This is a genomic window from Streptococcus oralis (genome assembly GCF_021497885.1).
Lineage (GTDB): Bacteria > Bacillota > Bacilli > Lactobacillales > Streptococcaceae > Streptococcus > Streptococcus oralis_BQ.
Genome location: NZ_CP046523.1, coordinates 236,189 through 260,626, shown reverse-complemented (window position 1 = coordinate 260,626; position 24,438 = coordinate 236,189). Strand labels below are relative to the sequence as shown.

General features: G+C 41.5%; 26 protein-coding genes. 3 read left to right on the top strand and 23 right to left on the bottom strand.

The genetic code is table 11. The features are described 5' to 3' along the window. The first annotated feature begins 18 nt into the window (after positions 1-18). The gene (dinB, locus tag GOM48_RS01335) at positions 19-1,080 is read left to right on the top strand and encodes a DNA polymerase IV (RefSeq protein WP_000904542.1); all 1,062 of its coding nucleotides are present in this window, start codon (positions 19-21) and stop codon (positions 1,078-1,080) included. Between the two features lie 33 nt (positions 1,081-1,113). On the opposite strand, the gene GOM48_RS01330 is transcribed toward dinB, so the two are convergent. After that, positions 1,114-1,959 (bottom strand): undecaprenyl-diphosphate phosphatase, encoded by an 846-nt coding sequence (locus GOM48_RS01330; RefSeq protein ID WP_125424875.1) that lies wholly within the window; start codon positions 1,957-1,959, stop codon positions 1,114-1,116. A 59-nt stretch (positions 1,960-2,018) separates the two neighbouring features. Further along, positions 2,019-3,908 (bottom strand): DUF2207 domain-containing protein, encoded by a 1,890-nt coding sequence (locus GOM48_RS01325; RefSeq protein WP_235097877.1) that lies wholly within the window; start codon positions 3,906-3,908, stop codon positions 2,019-2,021. Positions 3,909-4,041: 133 nt separating this feature from the next. Here GOM48_RS01325 and GOM48_RS01320 point away from each other — a divergent pair, with 133 nt between their 5' ends. Both GOM48_RS01320 and GOM48_RS01315 read left to right on the top strand, forming a co-directional pair. Continuing rightward, positions 4,042-5,604: an ABC transporter substrate-binding protein/permease gene (locus tag GOM48_RS01320; protein WP_235097875.1), complete on the top strand. Its 1,563-nt coding sequence runs from the start codon at positions 4,042-4,044 to the stop codon at positions 5,602-5,604. Next, positions 5,604-6,344 carry an amino acid ABC transporter ATP-binding protein gene (locus tag GOM48_RS01315; protein WP_132972335.1) on the top strand — a complete coding sequence of 247 codons (741 nt, stop codon included), beginning with the start codon at positions 5,604-5,606 and terminating at the stop codon, positions 6,342-6,344. Before GOM48_RS01320 ends, GOM48_RS01315 begins: the two co-directional genes overlap by 1 nt. Before the next feature lie 93 nt (positions 6,345-6,437). Here the strand turns inward: GOM48_RS01315 and GOM48_RS01310 are convergent, their stop codons facing one another. The 21 genes from GOM48_RS01310 to GOM48_RS01210 all read right to left on the bottom strand — a co-directional run bounded on the left by GOM48_RS01310 (position 6,438) and on the right by GOM48_RS01210 (position 24,342). Then, on the bottom strand, positions 6,438-6,653 hold the full coding sequence (locus tag GOM48_RS01310; protein ID WP_001130035.1) for a hypothetical protein: 216 nt from the start codon (positions 6,651-6,653) through the stop codon (positions 6,438-6,440). Between the two features lie 100 nt (positions 6,654-6,753). Next, complete coding sequence (locus GOM48_RS01305) at positions 6,754-7,650, bottom strand: SPFH domain-containing protein (RefSeq protein ID WP_235097873.1); 897 nt, start codon at positions 7,648-7,650, stop codon at positions 6,754-6,756. A gap of 82 nt (positions 7,651-7,732) precedes the next feature. Continuing rightward, complete coding sequence (gene ilvA, locus GOM48_RS01300; protein ID WP_235097871.1) at positions 7,733-8,983, bottom strand: threonine ammonia-lyase IlvA; 1,251 nt, start codon at positions 8,981-8,983, stop codon at positions 7,733-7,735. A 79-nt stretch (positions 8,984-9,062) separates the two neighbouring features. After that, positions 9,063-10,085, bottom strand: a complete 1,023-nt coding sequence (gene ilvC / locus GOM48_RS01295) for a ketol-acid reductoisomerase (RefSeq protein WP_235097868.1) — start codon at positions 10,083-10,085, stop codon at positions 9,063-9,065. A gap of 65 nt (positions 10,086-10,150) precedes the next feature. Next, positions 10,151-10,627: an acetolactate synthase small subunit gene (gene ilvN, locus GOM48_RS01290; RefSeq protein ID WP_235097867.1), complete on the bottom strand. Its 477-nt coding sequence runs from the start codon at positions 10,625-10,627 to the stop codon at positions 10,151-10,153. Continuing rightward, positions 10,620-12,320 carry an acetolactate synthase large subunit gene (locus GOM48_RS01285; protein ID WP_235097865.1) on the bottom strand — a complete coding sequence of 567 codons (1,701 nt, stop codon included), beginning with the start codon at positions 12,318-12,320 and terminating at the stop codon, positions 10,620-10,622. The genes ilvN and GOM48_RS01285 overlap by 8 nt, the downstream gene beginning before the upstream one ends. A 262-nt stretch (positions 12,321-12,582) precedes the next feature. Beyond that, a complete protein-coding gene (fusA, locus tag GOM48_RS01280) occupies positions 12,583-14,664 on the bottom strand; it encodes an elongation factor G (protein ID WP_235097862.1) in 2,082 nt (693 codons plus the stop codon). Positions 14,665-15,058: 394 nt separating this feature from the next. Beyond that, complete coding sequence (gene rpsG, locus GOM48_RS01275) at positions 15,059-15,529, bottom strand: 30S ribosomal protein S7 (RefSeq protein ID WP_000087873.1); 471 nt, start codon at positions 15,527-15,529, stop codon at positions 15,059-15,061. Between the two features lie 19 nt (positions 15,530-15,548). Then, entirely contained in the window at positions 15,549-15,965 is a 417-nt protein-coding gene (rpsL, locus tag GOM48_RS01270; RefSeq protein ID WP_001142333.1) for a 30S ribosomal protein S12, read from the bottom strand. A 318-nt stretch (positions 15,966-16,283) separates the two neighbouring features. Next, positions 16,284-16,883: a response regulator transcription factor gene (locus tag GOM48_RS01265; RefSeq protein WP_235097860.1), complete on the bottom strand. Its 600-nt coding sequence runs from the start codon at positions 16,881-16,883 to the stop codon at positions 16,284-16,286. Position 16,884: 1 nt separating this feature from the next. Continuing rightward, entirely contained in the window at positions 16,885-17,982 is a 1,098-nt protein-coding gene (locus GOM48_RS01260) for a sensor histidine kinase (protein WP_235097858.1), read from the bottom strand. Between the two features lie 4 nt (positions 17,983-17,986). Then, the gene (locus GOM48_RS01255) at positions 17,987-18,721 is read right to left on the bottom strand and encodes an ABC transporter permease (RefSeq protein WP_235097856.1); all 735 of its coding nucleotides are present in this window, start codon (positions 18,719-18,721) and stop codon (positions 17,987-17,989) included. Positions 18,722-18,733: 12 nt separating this feature from the next. Beyond that, positions 18,734-19,609, bottom strand: coding sequence for an ABC transporter ATP-binding protein (locus GOM48_RS01250; RefSeq protein WP_235097854.1), 876 nt, complete (start codon positions 19,607-19,609; stop codon positions 18,734-18,736). Further along, positions 19,596-19,790 carry a hypothetical protein gene (locus tag GOM48_RS01245; RefSeq protein ID WP_000709174.1) on the bottom strand — a complete coding sequence of 65 codons (195 nt, stop codon included), beginning with the start codon at positions 19,788-19,790 and terminating at the stop codon, positions 19,596-19,598. Before GOM48_RS01245 ends, GOM48_RS01250 begins: the two co-directional genes overlap by 14 nt. Beyond that, entirely contained in the window at positions 19,787-19,993 is a 207-nt protein-coding gene (locus tag GOM48_RS01240; RefSeq protein ID WP_000390701.1) for a hypothetical protein, read from the bottom strand. The genes GOM48_RS01245 and GOM48_RS01240 overlap by 4 nt, the downstream gene beginning before the upstream one ends. 123 nt (positions 19,994-20,116) lie before the next feature. Further along, positions 20,117-21,784, bottom strand: coding sequence for a DAK2 domain-containing protein (locus tag GOM48_RS01235; RefSeq protein WP_235097853.1), 1,668 nt, complete (start codon positions 21,782-21,784; stop codon positions 20,117-20,119). Positions 21,785-21,786: 2 nt separating this feature from the next. After that, on the bottom strand, positions 21,787-22,152 hold the full coding sequence (locus GOM48_RS01230) for an Asp23/Gls24 family envelope stress response protein (protein ID WP_000216441.1): 366 nt from the start codon (positions 22,150-22,152) through the stop codon (positions 21,787-21,789). A 152-nt stretch (positions 22,153-22,304) separates the two neighbouring features. Continuing rightward, entirely contained in the window at positions 22,305-22,493 is a 189-nt protein-coding gene (rpmB, locus tag GOM48_RS01225) for a 50S ribosomal protein L28 (RefSeq protein ID WP_001140948.1), read from the bottom strand. A 105-nt stretch (positions 22,494-22,598) separates the two neighbouring features. Continuing rightward, positions 22,599-23,273, bottom strand: coding sequence for a LiaF transmembrane domain-containing protein (locus tag GOM48_RS01220; RefSeq protein WP_235097851.1), 675 nt, complete (start codon positions 23,271-23,273; stop codon positions 22,599-22,601). Between the two features lie 5 nt (positions 23,274-23,278). Next, complete coding sequence (locus GOM48_RS01215) at positions 23,279-23,725, bottom strand: LytTR family DNA-binding domain-containing protein (protein WP_000776591.1); 447 nt, start codon at positions 23,723-23,725, stop codon at positions 23,279-23,281. A 113-nt stretch (positions 23,726-23,838) separates the two neighbouring features. Further along, entirely contained in the window at positions 23,839-24,342 is a 504-nt protein-coding gene (locus GOM48_RS01210) for a phosphatase PAP2 family protein (protein WP_235097849.1), read from the bottom strand. Positions 24,343-24,438 lie beyond the last annotated feature (96 nt).

Genomic DNA, 24,438 nt, shown 5'->3' with positions numbered 1-24,438 from the left:
CATTAGAAAGGAAGCAAAATGCTCATATTTCCATTGATTAATGATTTGTCCAGAAAAATCATCCATATCGACATGGATGCCTTTTTTGCTGCGGTGGAAATAAGAGATAATCCTAAGTTAAAGGGCAAGCCTGTCATCATTGGGAGTGATCCCAGACAAACAGGCGGACGGGGAGTTGTGTCTACTTGTAGCTACGAGGCACGAGCCTTTGGCATTCACTCTGCCATGAGTTCTAAAGAAGCTTATGAGCGTTGTCCTCAAGCCGTCTTTATCTCGGGCAATTATGAAAAATACAAAACTGTGGGACTTGAGATTCGAGCTATTTTTAAACGTTACACCGATCTGATTGAACCTATGAGTATTGACGAGGCCTACTTGGATGTGACAGAAAATAAACTCGGTATCAAGTCAGCCGTCAAAATAGCTCGTCTCATCCAACAGGATATCTGGCAGGAACTACACCTGACTGCTTCTGCTGGCGTTTCTTACAATAAATTTTTAGCTAAAATGGCCAGCGATTATCAAAAGCCACATGGTTTGACAGTTATCCTCCCTGACCAGGTCCAAGATTTTCTCAAACAAATGGATATTGCTAAATTTCATGGAGTGGGCAAGAAAACAGTGGAAAGGCTTCATGAAATGGGTATTTATACTGGCGCAGACTTATTAGACGTTTCTGAAGTCACTTTAATCGATCGGTTTGGCAGACTCGGTTTTGATCTTTATCGAAAGGCTAGGGGCATTCACAATTCTCCAGTCAAATCCAATCGTATTCGTAAGTCCATCGGCAAAGAGAAAACCTATGGTAAGATTCTCCAGGCTGAAGAGGACATCAAAAAAGAGCTGACTCTTCTATCTGAAAAAGTAGCTCACAATCTCAGCAAACAAGACAAAGCTGGAAAAATCATTATCCTTAAAATTCGTTATACTGACTTCTCCACTCTAACTAGGCGGAAAAGCCTCTCACAAGCAACACAGGACGCTAGTCAGATTTCTCAAACTGCCCTTCAACTCTACGAAGAACTAGCTGAAAAAGAGAAAGGTATCCGTCTACTAGGAATTACAGTGACAGGATTTTAAAAAGCTTGAAGGAAAATTCCCTCAAGCTTTTTCTTATACAAACAAACGCACAAAACTATAGAGCAACAAGACACTACCGAGTACAATACGGTATTTACCAAAGAGTGTAAAGTCGTGTTTCTTCACATAGCTGGTCAAGAAACGAATAGCAACCATGCTGACCGCGAAGGCAACACCCATAGCGACTAAGAGCAGGAATAATTGCCCAATACTCAAGAGTTGACCTGCTTTAATAAATTTGAAAATCTTCAAAGCACTAGCTCCGAACATGACAGGAATTCCGAGATAGAAGGTAAACTCTGTTACGACAGAACGGCTCGTTCCATTCAACAAACCACCGACGATAGTGGCACCTGAACGGCTTGTCCCCGGGAAAAGGGCGAGGACTTGGAAAAGACCGATGTAAAGGGCTGTTTTATAAGGCAATTTGTCTAACTCTGTTACTGTTGGTTCAATAGCTTGCGCCTTATTTCGTTTTTCAAGATAGATAAAGGCAACACCATAGATAATCAACATAATGGCAACCGAAACCATGTTGTGGAAGTTGGCATCAAACCAATCATCCAACTTAAAGACCAACAGTAAGGGCAAGGTCGCAACGAGAACTTTTGACCACAATTGCCAAGTTCGACGAACTTCTACCTTATCCTTTGTTGGTTTAAAAGGATTGAGCTTGTTAAAGTAAATGACCATAACTGCTAAAATAGCCCCAAGCTGAATGACAACATTAAACATGGACATGAAGGCCTCATTTTGGTCCTTGTATTGTACAAATTCTTCAACCAAGATCAAGTGCCCTGTACTTGAAATGGGCAACCATTCTGTAATTCCTTCAACAATCCCAAAAAAGATTGACTTCAAAATTTCAATAAAATACATACATTACTCCTTTTTCTGTCCTCTATTATAGCATAATTTCGGATGTTGCGATAGATTTTTTAGAAGGCGCCAATGCTACCACCGCCTCCGCCTCCTGAGAATCCTCCGCCAGAACTTCCACTTCCAGAAGATACGGAGTAGGTACTTGCTGTGTTTGCAATACTAGCATAGTGACTCATTTGAGCAGTTGAATGATAAAACATACTGTGCCAGCCATAAGCTACGTAAAGATTGATATCTGGGTTCTCAACTTGAATCTGATAAGATTTCATCAAATGACTCACCTTGTCCGCATAACCAAATAAAGTAGCATAGACAAGCAGGCGATTCCAAAGAACGATACTCTCTAATTCTGCCTTGTCTAGGTGAGCGATATCGCGAAGCATGTTTTCAAAACTAGTCCAGAGATAGTACGCTTCTAGTCCTTCTTCGTTTAAAACACCATCACGAGTATCAAATCGAGTCGTCCAATAATAGACGGCAGCTAACATCAAGCTCACAAACCCAAGGATAGGAAGTGGCAGGGAAAGATACCCATGAGCATCCAAACTGTACAAGAACCAGCCAAAACCAACGAAAGCAGGTAGAAGCGTAGAGACACCTATCGTCAATCGCAAGATTTTTTCTCCATTACTCAGTGGACGATAATAATCTGGAAGTTGCAAAGAGGAAACCCGCTTTCTCACCCCATCCTGCATCTGCTTCAGAGCTTGCTCGAAAGAAGACTTAAGCTTACGTCCCGTTTTCTGAATCCGTTTTTCATCAGTTGCTTTTGCACCTTGGTAAAGACTAGTTGACACTTGGTAATCTGCAAACAAATCTGAAACAAGCACTTCTTCTCTTCCTGAAAAGGCCAAATTAAGACAATCTTTTTCAAAACTTACCAATCCTTTTTCTTTTATGACTTTTAGACGGACTTCATCTCCATTTGAGATAATCGAAACATTTCCACGGTCGATTACATCCAATAAAGTTGCTTGAACGAGTTGGTCAAATGTGAACTTCCCTCCTCCTTTGGTCAAGGGGCTGACTTCCTCTAAAGAAGTGGAGTAAACAGCTTCCGATAAAACCATCGGTTCTAAATCCATTGGCGGTTCATAGAGACGGTGATTTTTAGCATATTTCTTCGATGGGGAGGTTTTACTTCTGTAAATGCAGTATAAAATAACACTAAAGACTAAAGAAAGCGAGAGTAGCAAAGGGATGATCCACGTAACCAGAGCTTTGTTTTGAGCTTTTTCAGCGGTAATGGACTCCTCTATTTTTTCAAATTCTGCTAAACGATTGCCCTTCAAGCCCTGATTCAAAGCTGTTCCAAAATCTTTTCTAGGCCAATATGCATGCAATTCAACCCCACGCTGGCGAGGTAGGTTCTTTAAATGAACACGATAATCACCATCTATCTTCTCTATCTTGCCCTCTGTAAAGAGTTTCCCTGTATGAAAGAAAAGTTTTTCTGCTCCATTAAAGCCCATTACTCGAAACTCAAAATTTTCGATAGGTTCTGAACTATCCGTCAGAGGTTGCCAATTAAGTTCCGCGATGTCATCGTATAGGAAAAGGAGATTTTTCAGTTGCCATGTGATTACCACTTCAACAGTATCTCCCCCTTGGCCTGGATTATACACTTTTACAGTATAACCTTCCGATTCTTCTATCACTTCACTATTGACATTCTCAATGGCACTAGCATTTTTCCATACCTGAACCTTCGGACTGGGATCTATTTCAAAGCCCTTTGGCATCTTACCAGAACGGCCAAGTCCTACTAGTTGTCCATTAAAATCCTCATCAAAATGATAGACTACTTTCTCCCTAAATTCTGCTGCATTATCTGCATGAATATACAAATCACCTTGATAAGAGCGAATCTTAAAATCAACCGCAAAAACAGAGAGTGGTAAAATACAAAACAAGCTAAATAAAAGCACGAAAAAAGTCTTTTTCACAACACAATCCCCCTTTTTATCTTTGCTATCATTATATCATTTTTTATAAGTAAAGGCTTACTTGTATTGAAAATATCACTATTTTTCGATACAATAGAGAGAAGTCATTTTTAGACTAGAAATAGGAGAAAACATGAAAAAATTATGCTTATCTATCCTTGCTAGCCTAGCCCTTACACTGGGACTAGTTAGCCAAGTCCAAGCCGACGAATACTTACGCATCGGGATGGAGGCTGCATACGCCCCCTTCAACTGGACCCAAGACGACGATAGTAACGGCGCCGTCAAAATCGACGGTACCAACCAATATGCCAACGGCTACGATGTTCAAATTGCTAAAAAGATTGCCAAAGACTTAGGTAAGGAACCTTTGGTCGTAAAAACCAAGTGGGAAGGACTTGTTCCAGCCCTTACTTCTGGCAAAATCGATATGATCATTGCTGGTATGAGCCCAACCGCTGAACGCAAACAAGAAATTGCTTTTTCAAGCAGTTACTATACTAGCGAACCCGTTCTATTGGTAAAAAAAGACTCTGCCTATGCGAATGCCAAATCCCTAGAGGACTTTAGTGGAGCAAAAATCACTTCTCAACAGGGTGTTTACCTTTATGATCTGATTTCCCAAATTCCAGGTGCCAAAAAAGAAACAGCCATGGGGGATTTTGCTCAAATGCGCCAAGCACTGGAGGCTGGTGTTATCGATACCTATGTTTCTGAACGACCTGAAGCAATGACCGCTGAATCTGCCAACGCTAAGTTCAAAATGATTCAACCTCAACCAGGTTTCAAAACTGGCGAAGAAGATACGGCTATTGCCATTGGACTTCGTAAAGATGACAGCCGCATCAGCCAAATCAATGCTAGTATCGAAACCATCTCTAAGGATGAGCAAGTTGCACTGATGGATCGCATGATCAAAGAGCAACCAGTTGAGGCGACAACAACGGAGGAAGAAAGTAGTTTCTTTAGTCAAGTCGCTAAGATCCTTTCTGAAAACTGGCAACAACTCTTGCGTGGTGCTGGTATCACACTCTTGATCTCCATTATCGGGACCATCGCAGGGCTTATTATCGGGCTTGCAATCGGAGTCTTCCGTACTGCTCCACTATCTGAAAACAAGGCCATCTATGGCTTGCAAAAACTGCTTGGCTGGATCCTCAATGTCTATATTGAAATTTTCCGTGGTACACCAATGATCGTTCAATCTATGGTTATCTACTACGGTACAGCACAAGCCTTCGGTATTAACCTTGACCGTACACTGGCTGCCATCTTCATCGTTTCAATCAACACGGGTGCCTACATGACAGAAATCGTCCGTGGAGGTATCCTAGCAGTCGATAAGGGACAATTTGAAGCCGCAACTGCTCTTGGTATGACCCATAATCAAACCATGCGCAAGGTTGTCCTACCTCAGGTCGTTCGCAATATCTTACCTGCTACTGGTAATGAGTTTGTCATCAATATCAAAGATACCTCTGTACTGAATGTTATCTCTGTGGTGGAACTCTACTTCTCTGGTAATACTGTGGCCACCCAAACTTATCAATACTTCCAGACATTTACAATCATCGCCGTGATTTACTTTGTCCTCACCTTCACAGTGACCCGTATTCTACGCTTCATAGAAAGACGCATGGACATGGATACCTACACTACAGGTGCTAATCAAATGCAAACGGAGGACTTGAAATAATGAATCAACCCATTCTTGAAATTAAACACCTCAAAAAATCCTATGGACAAAATGAAGTCTTAAAAGACATCTCTCTGTCAGTCCACAAAGGAGAGGTTATCTCCATCATCGGGAGCTCAGGAAGCGGAAAATCAACCTTCCTACGTTCTATCAACCTACTTGAAACACCTACTGAGGGGGAAATTCTCTATCGCGGAGAAAACGTCCTTGCAAAAGGCTATGACCTTACTCACTATCGTGAAAAGCTCGGAATGGTTTTTCAATCCTTCAATCTCTTTGAAAACCTCGATGTTCTCGAAAATACGATCGTCGCCCAAACGACTGTCCTTAAACGAGAACGCTCTGAAGCTGAAAAAATTGCCAAAGAAAATCTTGAAAAAGTTGGCATGGGAGAACGCTATTGGCAAGCCAAACCAAAACAACTCTCTGGTGGCCAGAAGCAACGTGTGGCCATCGCACGCGCCCTCTCCATGAATCCTGACGCCATCCTTTTCGACGAACCAACATCTGCCCTTGACCCAGAAATGGTCGGAGAAGTCCTTAAAATCATGCAGGATCTAGCTCAAGAAGGCTTGACCATGATTGTCGTCACCCACGAAATGGAGTTCGCCCGCGATGTCTCACACCGTGTCATCTTTATGGATAAGGGTGTCATTGCCGAAGAAGGCAAGCCAGAAGACCTCTTCACGAACCCTAAAGAAGAACGAACGCGAGAATTTCTTCAGCGCTATCTCAAATAACAAACAAAGACTGCATAAAATATGTAGTCTTTTTACTAACTCTTTTCAAAACAAAAGGCAGATCCATTTTAAGAATCTGCCTGTAAGCCTAGTTTAATCTTCAAATTTTTCATGATTCTTGTCATAAAAATCAATCAAACCTAGGGCTGTTTCAAATGAAATATTTTTCACTTTTGCACGACCTTGTGCCAAAGCAATAATTGACATTTCACGTGCATTTGTTTCCTTAGAGATACGGTAACCTGTGATTTTCTTATCACGAACCCAGCCAACAACTGATTCTACTTTTTCAAAGTTTGATTTAGCCATGTTCTTCTCCTATTTTGTTCTTTACGATACTGAAATATATCCATTCTTTTAGGATTATCCAAAAAACATCTACTTATTGAAAACAAATAATGAATTATTATTACTTAGCTTTTAAAGCTGATAATATGCTTGTTCGTATATCTTCAACTCCATCAGGATTTGCTGGTAGGAAGATGGTGTTATTGCCCTTATTGTCTGCGAAATTATTCAAAGTATCCAAATACTGATTTGTTAATAGAATGGACATAATCTGGGCTTCTGTGAGTTCAACATTGGCTCCTTTTAATTCTTGAATAGAATCAGCAAGTCCGTCAACAATAGCCTTACGCTGTTCTGCAATCCCTACCCCGTGTAGGCGATCTTTTTCTGCCTCTGCTTCTGCCGCGGTCACAATCTTAATCTTATCTGCTTCTGCAAGTTCTTGCGCAGCGACTCTCTTACGTTGGGCAGCATTGATTTCATTCATTGATTGTTTAACTTCAGCGTCAGGCTCAACCTTCGTAATCAATGTTTTTACAATGATGTAACCATATGTAGACATTTCTTCTGCTACTTGCTTTTGAACTTCTAATGCAATTTCATCTTTTTTCTCAAATAGTTCATCCAAGGTCAATTTAGGTACAGACGAACGCAAGGCATCCTCAATATAGGATTTGATTTGAGCTTCTGGTCTCATTAGTTTATAGTAAGCATCTGTGACATTGTTCTCATTCACTCGATACTGAGTCGCCACATTCATGGTCACAAATACATTATCTTGTGTTTTTGTTTCCACGACGATCTCACTTTGCAATAGACGCAACTGCACCCTGGCCGCAATCCTATCAATCCCAAAGGGAGCCCGCAAATGAATACCACTATTGCTCAACTTTTGGTATTTACCAAAGCGTTCTATGATAGCGACAGATTGTTGTCGAACCACATACACAGAACTAATCGTAATCACTGATACAATCACCACTAAAAACAATAAAACAAGTAAAATTTGTAAAACCATGGGAATCTCCCCCTTTCATCACCCTCATTATAACACCATCGTTATCATTACGCAAATAATATGATAATAATTTTATTTTAGTTTAGACTAACATGTTATACAATGTTTCGTTTCCATTCAAATTAATATAAGACGGGTCAAACTTTTCCATACGATGAATCAAGCCAGCATAATCATGCTTATTGGCAAGAGCAATCCCAATCAATACAGGGCCTGTCCCCTTGCTTGCTCGTTTGATATATTCAAAACGAGTGATATCATCATTTGGCCCCAAAATGTCATTTACAAACTCTCGTAGAGCTCCTGGACGTTGTGGGAAATTCACTACAAAGTAATGCTTGATTCCATCGTAAATCAAGGCACGTTCTTCCATCTCTGGCATACGGTTGATATCGTTATTTCCTCCAGAAATGATACAACAAATCGTCTTGCCTTTGATATAGTCTGATAAAACTTCCAAGGCTGCAACGCTGGCAGCTCCGGCTGGTTCTGCAACAATACCTTGTTTGGAATAAAGATCAATCAAGGTTTCAGAAATCAATCCCTCGTCCACCCCAATCAGCGTTTCAACATTCTGACGAGTCGCTTCATAGGTTAATTGTCCAACCTTCTGTACAGCTATCCCATCAGCAAACTTATCAATTTCTTTGAGTTTAACTGGTCCCCCAGCTTCAAAGGCAGCTTTCATAGAGCGAGCACCATTAGCTTCTACCCCAATCACTTCAATAGTCGGGTTGGTTTCCTTAATATAAGTAGAAACACCGGCAATCAATCCGCCACCTCCTACTGGTACAAGTACTGTATCAAAATCGATAGACTCTTTACGGGCTTCTTCAAGAATTTCATAGGCGACAGTCCCTTGACCTGCTTGGACATGAGCATCATCAAAGGGATCAATAAAGGTGCGGTTTTCCGACAGTGTAAACTCTTGTGCTGCTTTAGCTGAGGCATCAAAGGTATCTCCAACTAGTTTAATAGTCACGAAGTCTCCACCAAAAAAGCGGACCTGTCCAATCTTTTGTTGCGGTGTTGTGATAGGCATAAAGATGGTTGCAGGAATCTTCATCTCATTACAAGTATAGGCGACACCTTGGGCGTGATTTCCTGCAGAGGCACAGACTACACCACGCTCACGTTCTTCTTTTGATAGTTGAGAGATGGCATAATAGGCTCCACGAATTTTAAAAGAACGAACACGCTGGGCATTCTCCTTCTTCAAATAAATCTTAGCACCATACTTCTCCGATAAATAATGATCATAATCAAGTGGAGTATTGACTACTACACCACTCAATACTTTGTGGGCTTTCACCACGTCTTTTGCACTTAGCATTGTCTCCTCCTCAAATACTGTTTAAGATAAAAAGCGAGTTAGGCACCCCCAACTCGCCTTCTGTCTCTCTTTACAAGAATTAATTGTAGATTTTGAATGCGTCGTCGTCGTTTTTACCAACGAAAGGCATTGCTTTACGCAATTCAGCACCAACTTTTTCAATTTCAAGGTTAGCTGCTTGTTCACGGTAAGCAGTCAATTTTGGACGTCCAGCCTTGTAGTCATTTACAAAGTCATTTGCAAATTTACCATTTTGGATATCTGCCAAAACAGCCTTCATGTTTTCTTTAACTTGCTCAGTAATCACACGTGGACCTGATACATAGTCACCGTATTCAGCAGTGTTTGAAATAGATTGACGCATTTTCTTGAATCCACCTTCATAGATCAAGTCAACGATCAATTTCATTTCATGAAGAACTTCAAAGTAAGCCAATTCTGGGGCATAGCCTGCTTCTGTCAAGACTTCAAAACCTGCTTCGATAAGGGCAGTCAAACCACCACAAAGTACAGCTTGTTCACCAAACAAATCTTCTTCAGTTTCTTCTTTATAAGTTGTTTCAAGCAAACCTACACGAGCTGCTCCAACACCTTTACACCAGTCCATAGCAATATTTTTCGCATTTCCTGTAGCGTCTTGATATACTGCATAAAGAGCCGGAACACCAAATCCTTCTTCGTAAGTACGACGTACCAAGTGTCCTGGTCCTTTAGGTGCACACATGAAGACATCCACATCTGCAGGAACTTTAATAAATTCAAAGTGGATGTTGAAACCATGGGCAAATCCAACTGCATTTCCAGCTTCCAAGTTTGGAGCGATTTCTGATTCGTACAATTCTTGTTGGATTTCGTCTGGTGCCAAGATCATGATAACGTCAGCCAATTTAGTTGCTTCTGCTACTGTGTAAGTATCAAATCCGTCTTCTTTTGCTTTGTCAAAAGATTTACCTGGACGCACACCGATGATGACATCACGACCTGAATCGCGCAAGTTTTGCGCATGCGCATGTCCTTGTGAACCATAACCGATTACGGCGATTTTTTTACCGTCAAGCGCTGCTACTTTAACATCTTTTTCGTATTCCATTTGAACTGCCATAGTTTTTCTCTCTTTTCTATTATTTATTGCCTCTTAGGCGGTTTTAACAAATTTTAGTTGGATTTTTAGTCGCGGGTAAATCCAGTTGCACCCGTACGAGCGATATTTTTAATACCGTATGGTCGAATCACTCGCAGTAAAGCTTCACTCTTTTCAGCATTTCCAGTCATCTGAATAGTGATGGAGCTTGGCGCCACATCAACTACCGTTGCACGGAAGGGCTGAATAATAGCCAAGATTTCTGCACGTTTTTCAGCACGAGCAGATACCTTCACCAAGATAACTTCTCTTTCCAAGTGTGGCTTATCCGTGATATCTCGAATGCGAATCACATCAATCTGACGATTGAGTTGCTTGATAATTTGCTCCACTTCATCATGAGAAGCCACATCAATAATGATGGTAATCCGTGATACATCAGGATTCTCTGTCGCACCAACTGAGATACTCTCAATGTTGACCTGACGACGAGAAAGGACACCTGTAAAGCGATTGAGGACTCCTGAACGATTTTGTAGTTTTGCCGTTAACATTCTACGCATGGAACTTCACCCCCAACATCTCATGATTGCTCTTACCAGCTGGTACCATCGGTAAGACCTGTTCCTTACGAGAAATATCCACCTCGATAAACATCGGCACATCCTCCAGAATAGCCTCTAGATCTTTTTCTATCGTTTCTGGATTGTCAAATTTATAATTTTTAATTCCGTAAGCCTGTGCCATCAGCTGGAAGTCAGGAAGTGTATCAAAGACTGATTCGGAAGTTCTACCCTCATAGAAGGATTCTTGCCACTGACGAACCATTCCCAGGGAGTGGTTATTCAACATGACAACCTTAATCGGCACCTTGTAGATGTTTAGGATAGCTAGTTCTTGGTTGGTCATTTGGAAACCACCATCACCGACAAAAAGAACTACTTCTTTTTCTGGATTGGCAATCTTGGCTCCGATAGCCGCAGGAACTCCAAATCCCATGGTACCCAAGCCACCAGATGTGACCAATTGACGCTCATTTTGGTAAGGATAATACTGAGCTGTCCACATTTGGTGTTGCCCTACGTCTGTGACAACAATGGCATCTCCATTCGTCAACTCACCGATGCGTTCAATAACGGCCTGAGGTTGAACCACACGTTCTTTCTTATCATAAGAACGAACACGATTCTTGTCCTTGGTAACTTTGTCAATCCACTTTTCAGTATTGTTATGAACAGTTGGTTCTGCCAGTAGCATCTGCAAGGCTTTCTTAGCGTCCCCAACCACTGGAATATCTGCACTGATAATCTTACCAATCTCAGCCGGATCTATATCGATATGAGCAACCTTAGCATTCTTAGCAAAGGTCTTAGGATTGCCAGTCAGGCGGTCATCGAAACGGCAACCAATACTAATCATAAAGTCCGCTTCGGTCATTGCAATGTTAGCTGCGAAAGAACCGTGCATACCTCCCATTCCTAGGAAGAGCGGATGGCTAGTCGCAATCGTACCTTGCCCTAAAAGACTGGTCACCACTGGAATTTGGTAACGTTCAGCAAATTCATTGAGCTCGGCAGCTGCTTCTGCATAACTAACCCCACCACCTGCCAACAAAACAGGTTTCTTAGCCTTAGACAATTGTTTCAAGATTTTCTTGATTTGCATGTCGTTCGGTTCGATCGTAGGTTGATAACTCGGTAAATGCACTTCTGGTGAATAGATGAAGTCTGTCTCTAAGGCGGATACATCCTTAGGCAAGTCAATCACGACTGGACCTGGACGACCTGTGGTCGCGATATGGACAGCTTCCGTAATGATACGAGGAATATCAGCTGTCTCACGGACTTGGTAATTGTACTTGGTAATGGGCATGGTAATACCGACAATATCCGCCTCCTGAAAGGCATCCTTCCCAATTCCCGCTCGAGCAACCTGACCTGTAAAGACCAAAAGGGGAACGCTATCGCTCATGGCATCCGCAATCCCTGTAATGGCATTTGTTGCTCCTGGTCCGCTAGTGACGACGGCAACACCCAACTTTCCAGTTGATTTGGCATAGCCTTCAGCTTCGTGCAAGCATCCTTGCTCATGGCGACCTAGAATGTGGCGAATGCCTTTGAAATTATAAATCGCATCATATAAAGGCAAGACAGCCCCACCAGGATAACCAAATATAGTATCTATCCCTAAATCACGGAGGGTTTCCAAAACTAGGTCCGACCCCGTCTTAGGAGCGTCTAAACTGATTTTCTCCATTGTTCCCCTTTCTCTTCTCTTAAAAATAGCTTGTTACTATCATACCATTTTTTCAAAAATTTTCAAGACAAAAGAAACAATTTTCTGAATTTTCTATCTAAATGTGTTTTTATGAATATTTTTTCTATTTTTATAAATATGAATAGGGAATTGACCGATTTTATTACTTCCAAATTAGTTTAGAGTATATTTTTCAACCTTCTTTGATGTAGAACATAAAAAAGAAGCCACCATAGTGACTTCTTTCTATAGCGAAGATGGATTATTCTTCACCTTTATTTTTCTTAATGATTTCTTCTTGTACTGACTTAGGTACATCTTCGTAGTGGTCAAATACCATCATGAAAGTACCACGTCCTTGAGATGCTGAACGAAGAACTGTTGCATAACCGAACATTTCAGCAAGTGGAACGTAAGCACGAACGATTTGGCTGTTACCGTGTGCTTCCATACCATCTACACGTCCACGACGAGCAGTTACGTGACCCATAACATCACCAAGATTTTCTTCTGGAACAGTGATTGTTACAAGCATCATTGGCTCAAGGATAGCTGGTTGTGCAGTCTTAGCAGCTTCTTTAAGAGCAAGTGAAGCCGCGATCTTGAAGGCAGTTTCAGATGAGTCGACATCGTGGTATGAACCATCGTAAAGCTTAGCTTTAACGTCAACCATTGGGTAACCTGCAAGAACACCGTTAGCCATAGATTCTACCAAACCTTTTTCAACCGCTGGGATAAATTCACGAGGAACCACACCACCGACGATTGCGTTTTCGAATTCGAATCCTTTACCTTCTTCGTTTGGAGTAAACTCAATCCATACATCACCGAATTGACCTTTACCACCAGACTGACGTTTGAAGAATCCACGTGCTTGAGTAGAAGCGCGGAATGTTTCACGGTAAGATACTTGAGGAGCACCTACGTTTGCTTCAACTTTGAACTCACGACGCATACGGTCAACAAGGACGTCAAGGTGAAGTTCACCCATACCAGAGATAACTGTTTCACCAGTTTCAACGTTTGTTTCAACGCGGAATGTTGGATCTTCTTCAGCCAATTTTTGAAGGGCAATACCCATCTTGTCTTGGTCTGCTTTAGATTTTGGCTCAACCATCAATTGGATAACTGGTTCTGGAACGTGGATTGACTCAAGAATGATTTTAGCTTTTTCATCTGTCAATGAATCACCAGTAGTTGTATCCTTCAAACCAATAGCAGCTGCAATATCACCAGCATAAACGGTTTCGATTTCTTGACGACTATTGGCATGCAATTGCACAAGACGTCCGATACGTTCACGTTTACCTTTAGAAGTGTTCATTACGTAAGAACCAGATTGAAGAACACCTGAGTATACACGGAAGAATGTCAAACGACCTACAAATGGGTCTGTTGCAATCTTGAAGGCAAGAGCTGCAAATGGCTCTTCGTCAGATGCTGGACGAGTTTCTTCTTCGTCTGTATCTGGGTTAACACCTTTGATCGCTGGGATATCAAGTGGGCTTGGGAGGTAGTCGATAACCGCATCAAGCATCAATTGAACACCTTTGTTCTTGAAGGCAGAACCACACAATACTGGGAAGAATTCAACGTTGATAGTTGCTTTACGGATAGCAACTTTCAATTCTTCGTTAGTGATTTCTTCACCTTCAAGGTATTTCATCATCAAATCTTCATCAGTTTCAGCAACTGCTTCAACCAATTTTTCACGGTATTCTTGAGCTTGGTCAAGGTATTCAGCTGGGATGTCTTCTTCAAGGATATCTGTACCAAGGTCGTTAGTATAGATTTCAGCTTTCATCTTGATCAAGTCGATGATACCACGGAAGTCATCTTCAGAACCGATTGGCAATTGGATTGGGTGTGCATTTGCTTGAAGACGATCATGAAGTGTGCTTACAGAGTAGAGGAAGTCAGCACCGATTTTGTCCATTTTGTTAGCAAATACGATACGTGGAACTCCATATTCAGTTGCTTGACGCCAAACTGTTTCAGTTTGAGGCTCAACACCTGATTGTGAGTCAAGAACGGTAACCGCACCATCCAATACACGAAGAGAACGTTGTACTTCGATTGTGAAGTCCACGTGTCCTGGTGTGTCGATAATGTTTACGCGGTGGTTGTTCCATTGAGCTGTTGTCGCAGCAGATGTGATAGTGATACCACGCTCTTGCTCTTGCTCCATCCAGTCCATTTGTGACGCACCTTCGTGAGTTTCACCGATTTTGTGGATTTTACCAGTGTAGTAAAGAATACGCTCAGTTGTAGTTGTTTTACCAGCATCGACGTGAGCCATGATACCGATATTACGAGTTTTTTCAAGTGAAAATTCGCGTGCCATGAGGTTTGTTTCTCCTATTTATTTTAATTTCTATTCTATTATAACATGATTTTAATAAAAACGGATAGGCAGGACCCACCCGTTCTCAATCTTTTCATGTTATATGTTGGCTTCAACTTGTGAGATGGGAAGTTGGGTTGAACTCAAGCTAAAGTTAGTTAGCCGATGTGAGCTGGAACGGGATGCTGGGTGAAAAAGATAAACTTCCTTGTATTCATCGAATACTGCGTCAGTTTCCTATTTTCACCTTGCATCCTTACCGTTCCTAGCATCATGATTTAGTTGAGCTCAAGCTAAAAGTCTGGAGAAAAAGATGAATCTCATTGGTTGCAATCGCAACCTGCTTCGATTCCCTATTTTCTCTGGGACTTTCTTAACGCTTTCGCATCCTATATTACCAACGGAAGTGTGCGAAGGCACGGTTAGCTTCTGCCATACGGTGAGTGTCTTCACGTTTCTTAACTGCTGCACCAGTGTTGTTAGCAGCATCCAAGATTTCTTTTGCAAGACGGTCTTGCATTGTGTGTTCACCACGAAGACGAGCGATTGTTACCAACCAACGAAGTCCAAGTGTTGTACGACGTTCTGGACGAACTTCAACTGGGACTTGGTAGTTAGAACCACCAACACGACGTGCACGTACTTCAAGTACAGGCATGATGTTTTCCATAGCTGTTTCGAATACTTCAAGTGCATCGTTACCAGTAGCTTCTTTGATTTGCTCAAAAGCACCGTAAACGATTGAAGCAGCTGTACCACGTTTACCGTCAAGCATAACGCGGTTGATAAGACGAGTAACTAGTTGTGAATTGTAAAGCGGATCTGGCAATACGTCACGCTTTGGAGCTCTATTTTTACGACTCATTTCTCTTTATCCCCTTTCCTTATGCTTTTTTCGGACGTTTAGTACCGTATTTAGAACGGCCTTGTTTACGATCGTTAACACCTGCTGTATCAAGTGCACCACGGACGATATGGTAACGTACCCCTGGAAGGTCTTTTACACGTCCACCACGAAGAAGCACCACGCTGTGCTCTTGCAAGTTGTGTCCGATACCTGGGATGTAGGCAGTAACTTCGATAAGGTTGCTCAAACGTACACGAGCGAATTTACGAAGGGCAGAGTTAGGTTTTTTAGGCGTCATTGTTCCAACACGAGTTGCAACACCACGTTTTTGTGGTGAAGAAACGTTTGTTTGAACTTTTTTATGACTGTTGTAACCAACGTTCAAAGCTGGTGATTTAGATTTTTCTACTTTTGATTTACGCGGTTTGCGAACCAATTGGTTAATTGTAGGCATCTACATTCTCCTGTGTTTTTTTATTTTTGGTGATGATACACTTGGTGACAGCTACCATCTGTGTGTACTTTTGCAACATTTGTCAGCACGTCCCTGTACACTTTTGAGAGACCAAAAGTAAAAAGTACCGTCTATTATTGTAACACAATTTTTCCTTCATTGTCAAGATATTTTTCATTTTTATTCTGATCTTTTAACTCTTTAACACTAGCTTTCACCGCTTTTCTAAACCAGAAAAGGAGGCAATTTGCCTCCTCCTTTCTGGTATGGATTTCCTTCGATTCAAGTTATCGTTTCGGAATTTTTTAACCCTTCTTATCAAAGCCAACCAGATTCTTTTGCGATGTTGGCTGCCTCTGTTCGATTACCAGCATCTAGTTTCGAAAGAATATTGGTGACATAGTTTCGGACGGTTCCATTTGATAGATAAAGCTGATCCGCGATTTCTTGATTAGACAAGCCCTGAGCGATTCCCTTTAAAACAGCAATTTCTTGCTCTGTTAACGGATTGGGGTGCGTCATCACCACTTCCATCAATTCAGGCGAATATTCCTTACGTCCTTCGAGAACAGTGTGCAAGGTTTGCATGAGGTCTGCAATGCTTCTTTCTTTTAAGACATAAGCATCCACTCCAGCCTTGACCGCACGTTCAAAATAGCCAGGGCGCTTGAAGGTCGTCACCACAACCACCTTTGTTTCTAGCTTTTCTGCTCGTATCCACTCCAAGACTTCGAGACCTGTCTTAACAGGCATTTCTACGTCAAGAATGGCGATATCTACTGTCTCTTTTTCTAAGAGTTGGATTGCTTCTTGGCCATCCTTGGCTTGTAGGACAGACTCTACATCTGGTTGAAAGGTAAGCAACTGGCACATCGCATCTCGCAACATACTTTGATCTTCTGCAACAAGTAGTTTCATCTTAGTTTCTCTCCTTATAAGGTAGTCGAACCTGCACTTCAGTCGGCTGTTTCTGACTAATCACTTTTACTTCTCCTGAAAAAGGAAGGACACGGTCTCGAACGGTATGGAGTTCATCCCCTTTTAGAGAAGCAAAGCCACAGCCATCATCTCTCACTGTTAGAATGAGTTCTTTCTCTGTTCGTTCTAATTTCAAGTAAGCTTTCGATGCTTTGGCATGTTTGATGATGTTGGTCACTAACTCAAGTAAAATCATGGAGGCCGTTGATTCTAATTCCTGAGTTAGGCTAGCCGTATCTAGTTGGTGATTGATTTCCGTTTCAATTCCTGCAATTTCCAGCATTTTTTTAACAGTCGCAAATTCGGAAGCTAGGGTTCTGGTTTTAAGATTTTCAATAATTGTACGAACTTCATTCATGGATTCTTTACTGATTTGATGAATTTCTTTTAATTCTTTTTCCACTTGTGGATAGGCCTGCATTTGAAGAAGCTGGAGGGCAAGATCCGTCTTCACACTCAACATGGCAAAGGTATGACCTAGACTGTCATGGAGGTCCTGACCAATACGACTGCGTTCATTTTCAGCCAAAAAAAGATTAAGCTTAGCATTTTGCTTTCTCTTTTCTTCTTTTATTTCCTCCGACACTCGAATCCGATAGAGACCAAAGGTGAAGGCATCAGAAAAGACAAAGGTCACCAAGAAAAAGAGCAATTGCCAAGGACTAACATGATTGACCATATAAATCCCTGTCAAAATCAAGGGTTGCAAGACAACAAAACTGACAAAACGCCAAGAGTGAAGAGAAATCTCATCAAGCTCATAAATAAGGAGATTAGATAAATAAAAAATAAACCATGTGAAACCCGAATTCAGCCAAACCGATGTATAAAAAATGTAGGCAATCATGACCCACCAAGCCAGCCACTGCACAGTACGGTTTTGACTTAATAAAATCGAATAAAAGGCTAGGACAAATAATAATGTCCAGAACAAGGTCAAAGGCGGGTACTCTCCACTGATGACACCCGCTATAGGAAAGATGATAAACACTAATGAAATATGAAACATATAATGAGTGTTTTTAAATTTTTCCAACATAGATTTATTTTACCTCAATCCGTTTTTTCAGCTGGATTACCAGTACACCAAAGAAAACCGTATAGCCTAGTACAACCAAGGAAGAAAGAACGTTAAACTCGTGGTGCTCCATATAAGTAGAGACGACCTGCATAAGCTGGTAGGTTGGGGTCAATTTTCCAATGGATTGGAGCCATTCTGGGAAGGAACTCAAGGGGAACCATAGTCCACCTAGGACAGCCAAAGCAATATAGGCAATATTTCCAATAACCGTCATCAATTGAGCACTGGGAAGTAAGCTCACCAAGACACCCATGCTGATAAAGACCACGCTTCCGACCAGCAACATAACTCCGATCACCAACCAGTCAAGCCAAGGTAGAGTCACTCCACGGACAAAATGACCAACCGAAAAGACAACAATAATTGATAACAAGAAAGTCAGCAGAGTACTGAACAGTTTTGATACATAATATTCTACCATAGATACTGGAGAATGTTGAATCAATTTTTGCCAGTTGTTTGTCTTATCAGACTCGAGTGTGCTAGGGATACTGAAAAAAGCACTTGACATGATACTAAAGAGCGTCATAGCAAAAAGATAGGCTTGAAGAGCAATCTCTGGAATGTCTGACCCTGACATCATACCAGAAAAAATAAGGTAAAACACACTTGGGAGTCCAATGGATAGCAAGTAATAGACGGCCTGCCGTTTCATCAGAATGATTTCCACTTTCATGAGACTTGTCATATTTTTCATCATCAATCTCCTTTAGTCTTGAGTCGTTTCGAAGATACTGTCTAAGAGAGTTCGATTACGAACTTCAATTTCTTCGATCGTGCAGCCCCGTTCTTGCAAGGCTTTCCATACATGGTTGGCTTCTTTGGTTGTGAAGGAAAGAGCATTTTGCTTAATTTCAATCTCTTGAACCTGGTCCAAAGTTCTGATAAATTCCTGATAAGTTAGAGGTACCGTAAAATGTTTTTCTTGTTCTTCACCACGCATAGCATAAGGCGTCGTATCGCGAATCAATTCTCCCTTGTGGAGAACCAAAATGCGGTCAGCCGTATGCTCCACCTCTTCGATATAGTGGGAAGAATAGACAATGGTGACACCATTTTTCTTTAATCGATTAACAATTTCCCAAAAATGCTGACGTGTCGAGGTATCCATTGCAGCAGTTGGCTCGTCTAAAAATAGAATTTTCGGACGACCTATTAAAGCCAACACGAAAGAGAACAAGCGTTTTTGCCCACCAGACAACTTGCCCGCTAGCTGATTTTTCTGCTTATCTGAGAATCTTAACAAGTCATCAATTTCTTTGTCTGAGAGACTGTCGGGATAAAGTGACTTGAAAAATGATAGAAGTTCTTTCACTTTCAAGCTTTGAACAACTGCATTTTCTTGGGGCAAGACAGAAATAAGCTGCTTTAATCGAGGATCTGTTGGTGCAAAGCCTTGAATGGCTATCTGACCTGAGCTCATGAACTTGTCGCCCAAGAGGCAATCAATCAAGGTTGTTTTTCCTGCTCCATTAGGCCCAATCAAGGCAACACATTCACCGTCATTGATTTCAAAAGAGATGTTACGCAAGATTTCCTTGTCTTTTATTTTCTTACTCAATTTCTCAACTTTAATCACAGTCATGAGATTCTCCTTTCAACCACTTCATTCCCATAGGGAAAACAACGAAAATCATAAATCCAAAACCCCAAGCACCACGAATGAATTGGCGAAGTAAGGTTTGGTCAAACCAACCAGTAAACATTTCCACTAACCATACCAGGAGTGACAGGCCGATAAAGAGATAGATGATTGCTTTTTTCATTCCTCAAACTCCTTTTTCACATCTCTGACTAATTTCAGGCCTTCTCTGACAAGCCAAGACATCATTCCAAAGCCAGCAAAGAGCTCCCAAGGAAAATGATAGAAACCCTCGTCCAATCCTGAAAACATGAGATAGGTCATAACTCCTGCTGCTACTAAACTCACTGCGACAATCATTTTATTTTTCATTTCTTCTTCCTCCAGTTTCTACTTCAATTATAGTCTTTTGAAGTTAGCGGAGCTAGATGCTTCTGTCACCAGGAAATATGACAAATGTCATAAAAAAAGAAAGTTGCAAAATCAACTTTCTTTTAATCTATTAAATTTTCATTCCACACTGAAAAGATATGGATATACAGGTTGTTGACCTTGGTGAATCTCTACTTCAACATCTTCAAATTCTTCTGCGATTTCTTGGGCAATTTCATTGGCAAGTTCTTCGCTTCCATCTTCACCGACATAGAAAGTCACGATTTCACTATCTTCGTCCAACATATGTTTCAAAGTTTCAGTCAAGGTTTGGTGCATGTCAGGGTTTGACACAAGGATTTTCCCATCAACCATACCAAGATTGTCATTTTCATGGATTTCCAAACCATCGATAGTTGTGTCGCGAACGGCAGTCGTTACACTACCGCTTACGACATCACCGAGGGCTACAGTCATGCGTTCTTTGTTTTCTTCGATTGATTTGCTTGGATCAAAGGCAAGCAGACTGGTCAACCCTTGAGGAATTGTACGTGCTTCTACCACAACAGCTGGTTGTTCCAATACCTCTGCGGCAGATTGAGCTGCCATAAAGATATTTTTGTTGTTGGGCAAGAAGATGATGTTACGAGCATTAACTTGCTCAACAGCCTTGATAAAGTCCTCTGTTGAAGGGTTCATAGTTTGCCCACCTTCGATGACATAATCCACACCTTGGGCACGGAAGATATCTGCTAATCCTTGACCAGCTACTACTGCGATAAGGGCATATTCCTTCTCTTCAGCTGGCTTGCTGATTTGTGCTGCTTCTTTTTCAACTTGTGCTTCGTGTTGGTTACGCATGTTGTCCACTTTAACCTTGACCAAGCTACCATATTTAAGTCCTTCTTGCATGACAAGACCTGGATCTTCGGTATGGACGTGAACTTTGACAATCTCATCATCGTTGACAACAAGGAGCGAGTCCCCAATTTCATTCAAGTAGTTACGGAATTCATCATAGTCAAAGTCCTTAGAATAAGTTGGGCCTTGTTTGAGAGCAACCATGATCTCCGTACAGTAACCGAAGGTAATATCCTCAGTTGCCACATGACCTGCTACAGACTTGTGGTGCTCTGCATTGATCATTTCACTCATGTTGGCAGGGGTCGCTACAAAGTCTTCTGAAGCACTGTATTCACCAGTAAGAGCTGAAAGGAATCCCTCGTAGATGAAGACCAAACCTTGACCGCCTGAGTCCACGACACCAACCTCTTTCAAGACTGGGAGCATATCAGGAGTCTTAGCCAGAGCTCTCTTAGCACCTTCCAAGGCTGCACGCATGACCTCAACAGCATCATCTGTCTCCTCAGCTTTTTTCTTGGCACCGATAGCCGCTCCACGAGAAACTGTCAAAATAGTTCCCTCAACTGGTTTCATAACTGCTTTATAAGCTACTTCGACACCGGATTGGAAAGCAAGAGCCAAGTCTTGACCTGTTAATTCGTCTTTTTCCTTAATAGCTTGGGAGAAGCCACGGAAAAGTTGAGACGTGATAACTCCTGAGTTTCCACGCGCACCCATCAAGAGCCCCTTAGCAAGAATGCTCGCCACTTCTCCAACTGTAGAAGCTGGCTTGTCTGCTACTTCTTTAGCACCATTTTCGATGGTCATTCCCATGTTTGTCCCAGTATCTCCATCTGGAACTGGAAAGACGTTTAATGAATTGACATATTCAGCTTGCTTATTCAAACGAGTTGATGCAGCCTGCACCATCTCTTGAAATAAGCTGGTAGTAATTTTTGACACGATTATTCTCCTACAACTTTGATATTTTGAATGTAGACATTCACAGTCTGAGCGGTGATTCCTAGTTGGTTTTCCAAACTAAAACGAACACGCTCTTGGATGTTTTTTGAGACTTCACTAATCTTTGTTCCGTAGCTCAAGACGGTATAAACATCAACTGCAATGCTGCCATCTTCGGCTGCCTTCACGACAACACCTTTTGCATAATTTTCCTTACCAAGGAGGGCTTGGAAATTATCTTTGAGGGTATTTTTGCTAGCCATACCGACCACACCAAAAATCTCAGTTGCTGCACCACCTACAACGGTTGCAATCACTTCATCTGTCAGTTCGATTTGACCATCTTTTGTATTAATTTTTACAGTCATTTTTTTTACCTCAACTAGTTGATACTCTATTTTATCATATTTCATTCCAAGTGTAAAAGCAGAATGCTGTATCGGCGGATATTTACTCTATTTTTCAAATGGTTTTATCCTTAGAGCAAAAGAAAAAGACCTAAGCGGTCTTTTCATTTTTATTAAACGCGTTCAACTTTACCTGATTTCAAAGCACGAGCTGAAGCCCAAACTTTTTTAGGTTTACCATCGATAAGAACAGTAACTTTTTGAAGGTTTGGTTTTACGGCACGTTTTGTTTGGTTCATCGCGTGTGAACGGTTGTTTCCTGATACAGTCTTACGACCTGTAAAGTAACATACTTTAGCCATTATGTTTTCCTCCTATTAGATCTAATATAGCGGATGTGCTAGCACCACATACCGTACTATGTTATCACACTTTCTTGAATTTATCAAGAGAATTAAAATATTTTTTTATTTGACGTAAACAACACCAAGTTTACCAAAAGCGACTTCTCCACGGATAATCAAGGTTTTGTTAGTCGGCGCTACAGGAGCGTCCGCCTTGGCTGCACCAAAGGATGTTTCTACTTTCAAGTCTACACGCCAGTGTTGTGGAACATAGACAGTTGCATTACCAAAAGCCACTTCGATATTCAGAGTGGCAAAATCACCTAACATCTCTGCGTTATCATAGTAGATTTTTGCGTCACCAAAAGCGACTTCCACTTGGTCGGCTACAAGATCTTGATCCTGCTTATAGAAGGTTCCACTACCAAAAGCGACTTCCTTATCCGTGATGACTGTTCGCTCACCACTGTACCACCATTTTTTGCCATACCAAAACTTACTTGAGTGAGTGAGATAGCCGACACCTAGCACTGCTAAGATGCTAGCCCAAAACAAGGACTGGTTTGGAATAGGAAAAATTTTATAAAAATGATTCGCAATCATTAAGGCTACTAGAGCGGTAAAAACTGCCGATGTCAGGTGACGACGAAGCAAAGCTTCAACTGATTGGTAGGCAAAAAAGACGATACCAAGTAAAGGCCATATTTTACCATCCAAAGAAGGAATGCCAAAATTTCCTTGCAGCAAGATCCAAGCTGCTAAAACCAATAAAACAATACCAAATGCTTTCTTTTTCATCTTTTTTACCTCATGTTTCTTAGATTTTCTTTTAGGAGGGATTGGTAATGCCGTGAGACATGAACCTCCTTGTGCGTCTGATAAAAGGAAATGGTGCCCGTTCCTGAAAAGGACTTGTCCACTGAGTAAATCTGACGGATGTTTGCGATCGTTGACTTGGACACTCGGCTAAAATAGCGAGGCAATATGGACTCCAACTCATAAAGTTTGAGGCGAACCTCATAGGCTTCCTTCTGGTTATGAGCGTAGATCTTGCTCCCTTCTGTTTCAAAGAAGAGAATTTCTGACAGGTCTAGATAATATTCACCTGTCCCCTTGTAAAAAGTCAACCTCGGAGCCTTTGACTCTTGCAAGAGCCGTTGCAAGTCTGCAATTTCATCTGTCAAAGTGGGTGTCTTGATGACAATTTCAGTCTCCTCTAAATTGCCGTCAATCTCAATTCGTAACTTCATCACATCTCCTTTCTGACTCTACTATATCAAAGCTAAGTTAGGAATACAAGGGCAAAAAAGCAAGTGGTCAATATGAAGCAGTAAGTGGTTGTAGGACCAGCCTAACTTACATGTCAGAATAGGAAGAAAAAGAACCCCCACAACAGACCGCAGACATAGCCAACCAAGACGTCCTTTGGATAATGCACACCACCTAATACTCGGACCAAGGCTAAGACTCCTGAGCAAATAAGCAAGATCATTCCGATCAAAGTCCAAGCATGGAAATAGGCCATGGAGATGATAGTTGCCGAAAAGACATGACGACTGGGCATAGACTGTCCCGAACTATCCTTGTCAAGCAGGGGACGGATGTCCCAAGTTTCATAAGGCCGCGGGTGGTTGATTTTCTTACGAAAAAGAGACAAAATCACAAAACCTGATGCAGGAATAAGCACATAAACCCCAACTTGCTGACCCAGTCCTAGTTTCAGGTAAGTGGTGACTAGCAAAATCAGATAGACCAAGGGCATGGCGACTGTCATCAAACGATTGAAACTGCATAACAGAAATAAAAGAGGGGGATGGCTGGTGAGTCTGGAGCTGATATTTTGATACCATTCTTGATAATTTTTCATTTATAATTCTCATTCATTACCTTGTTTTCGTCTACTGGTGAGACGTTTGTCTTCTAGTATAGTGCAGAAAAAGAAGGCCGTCAAGCCTTCTTTTGA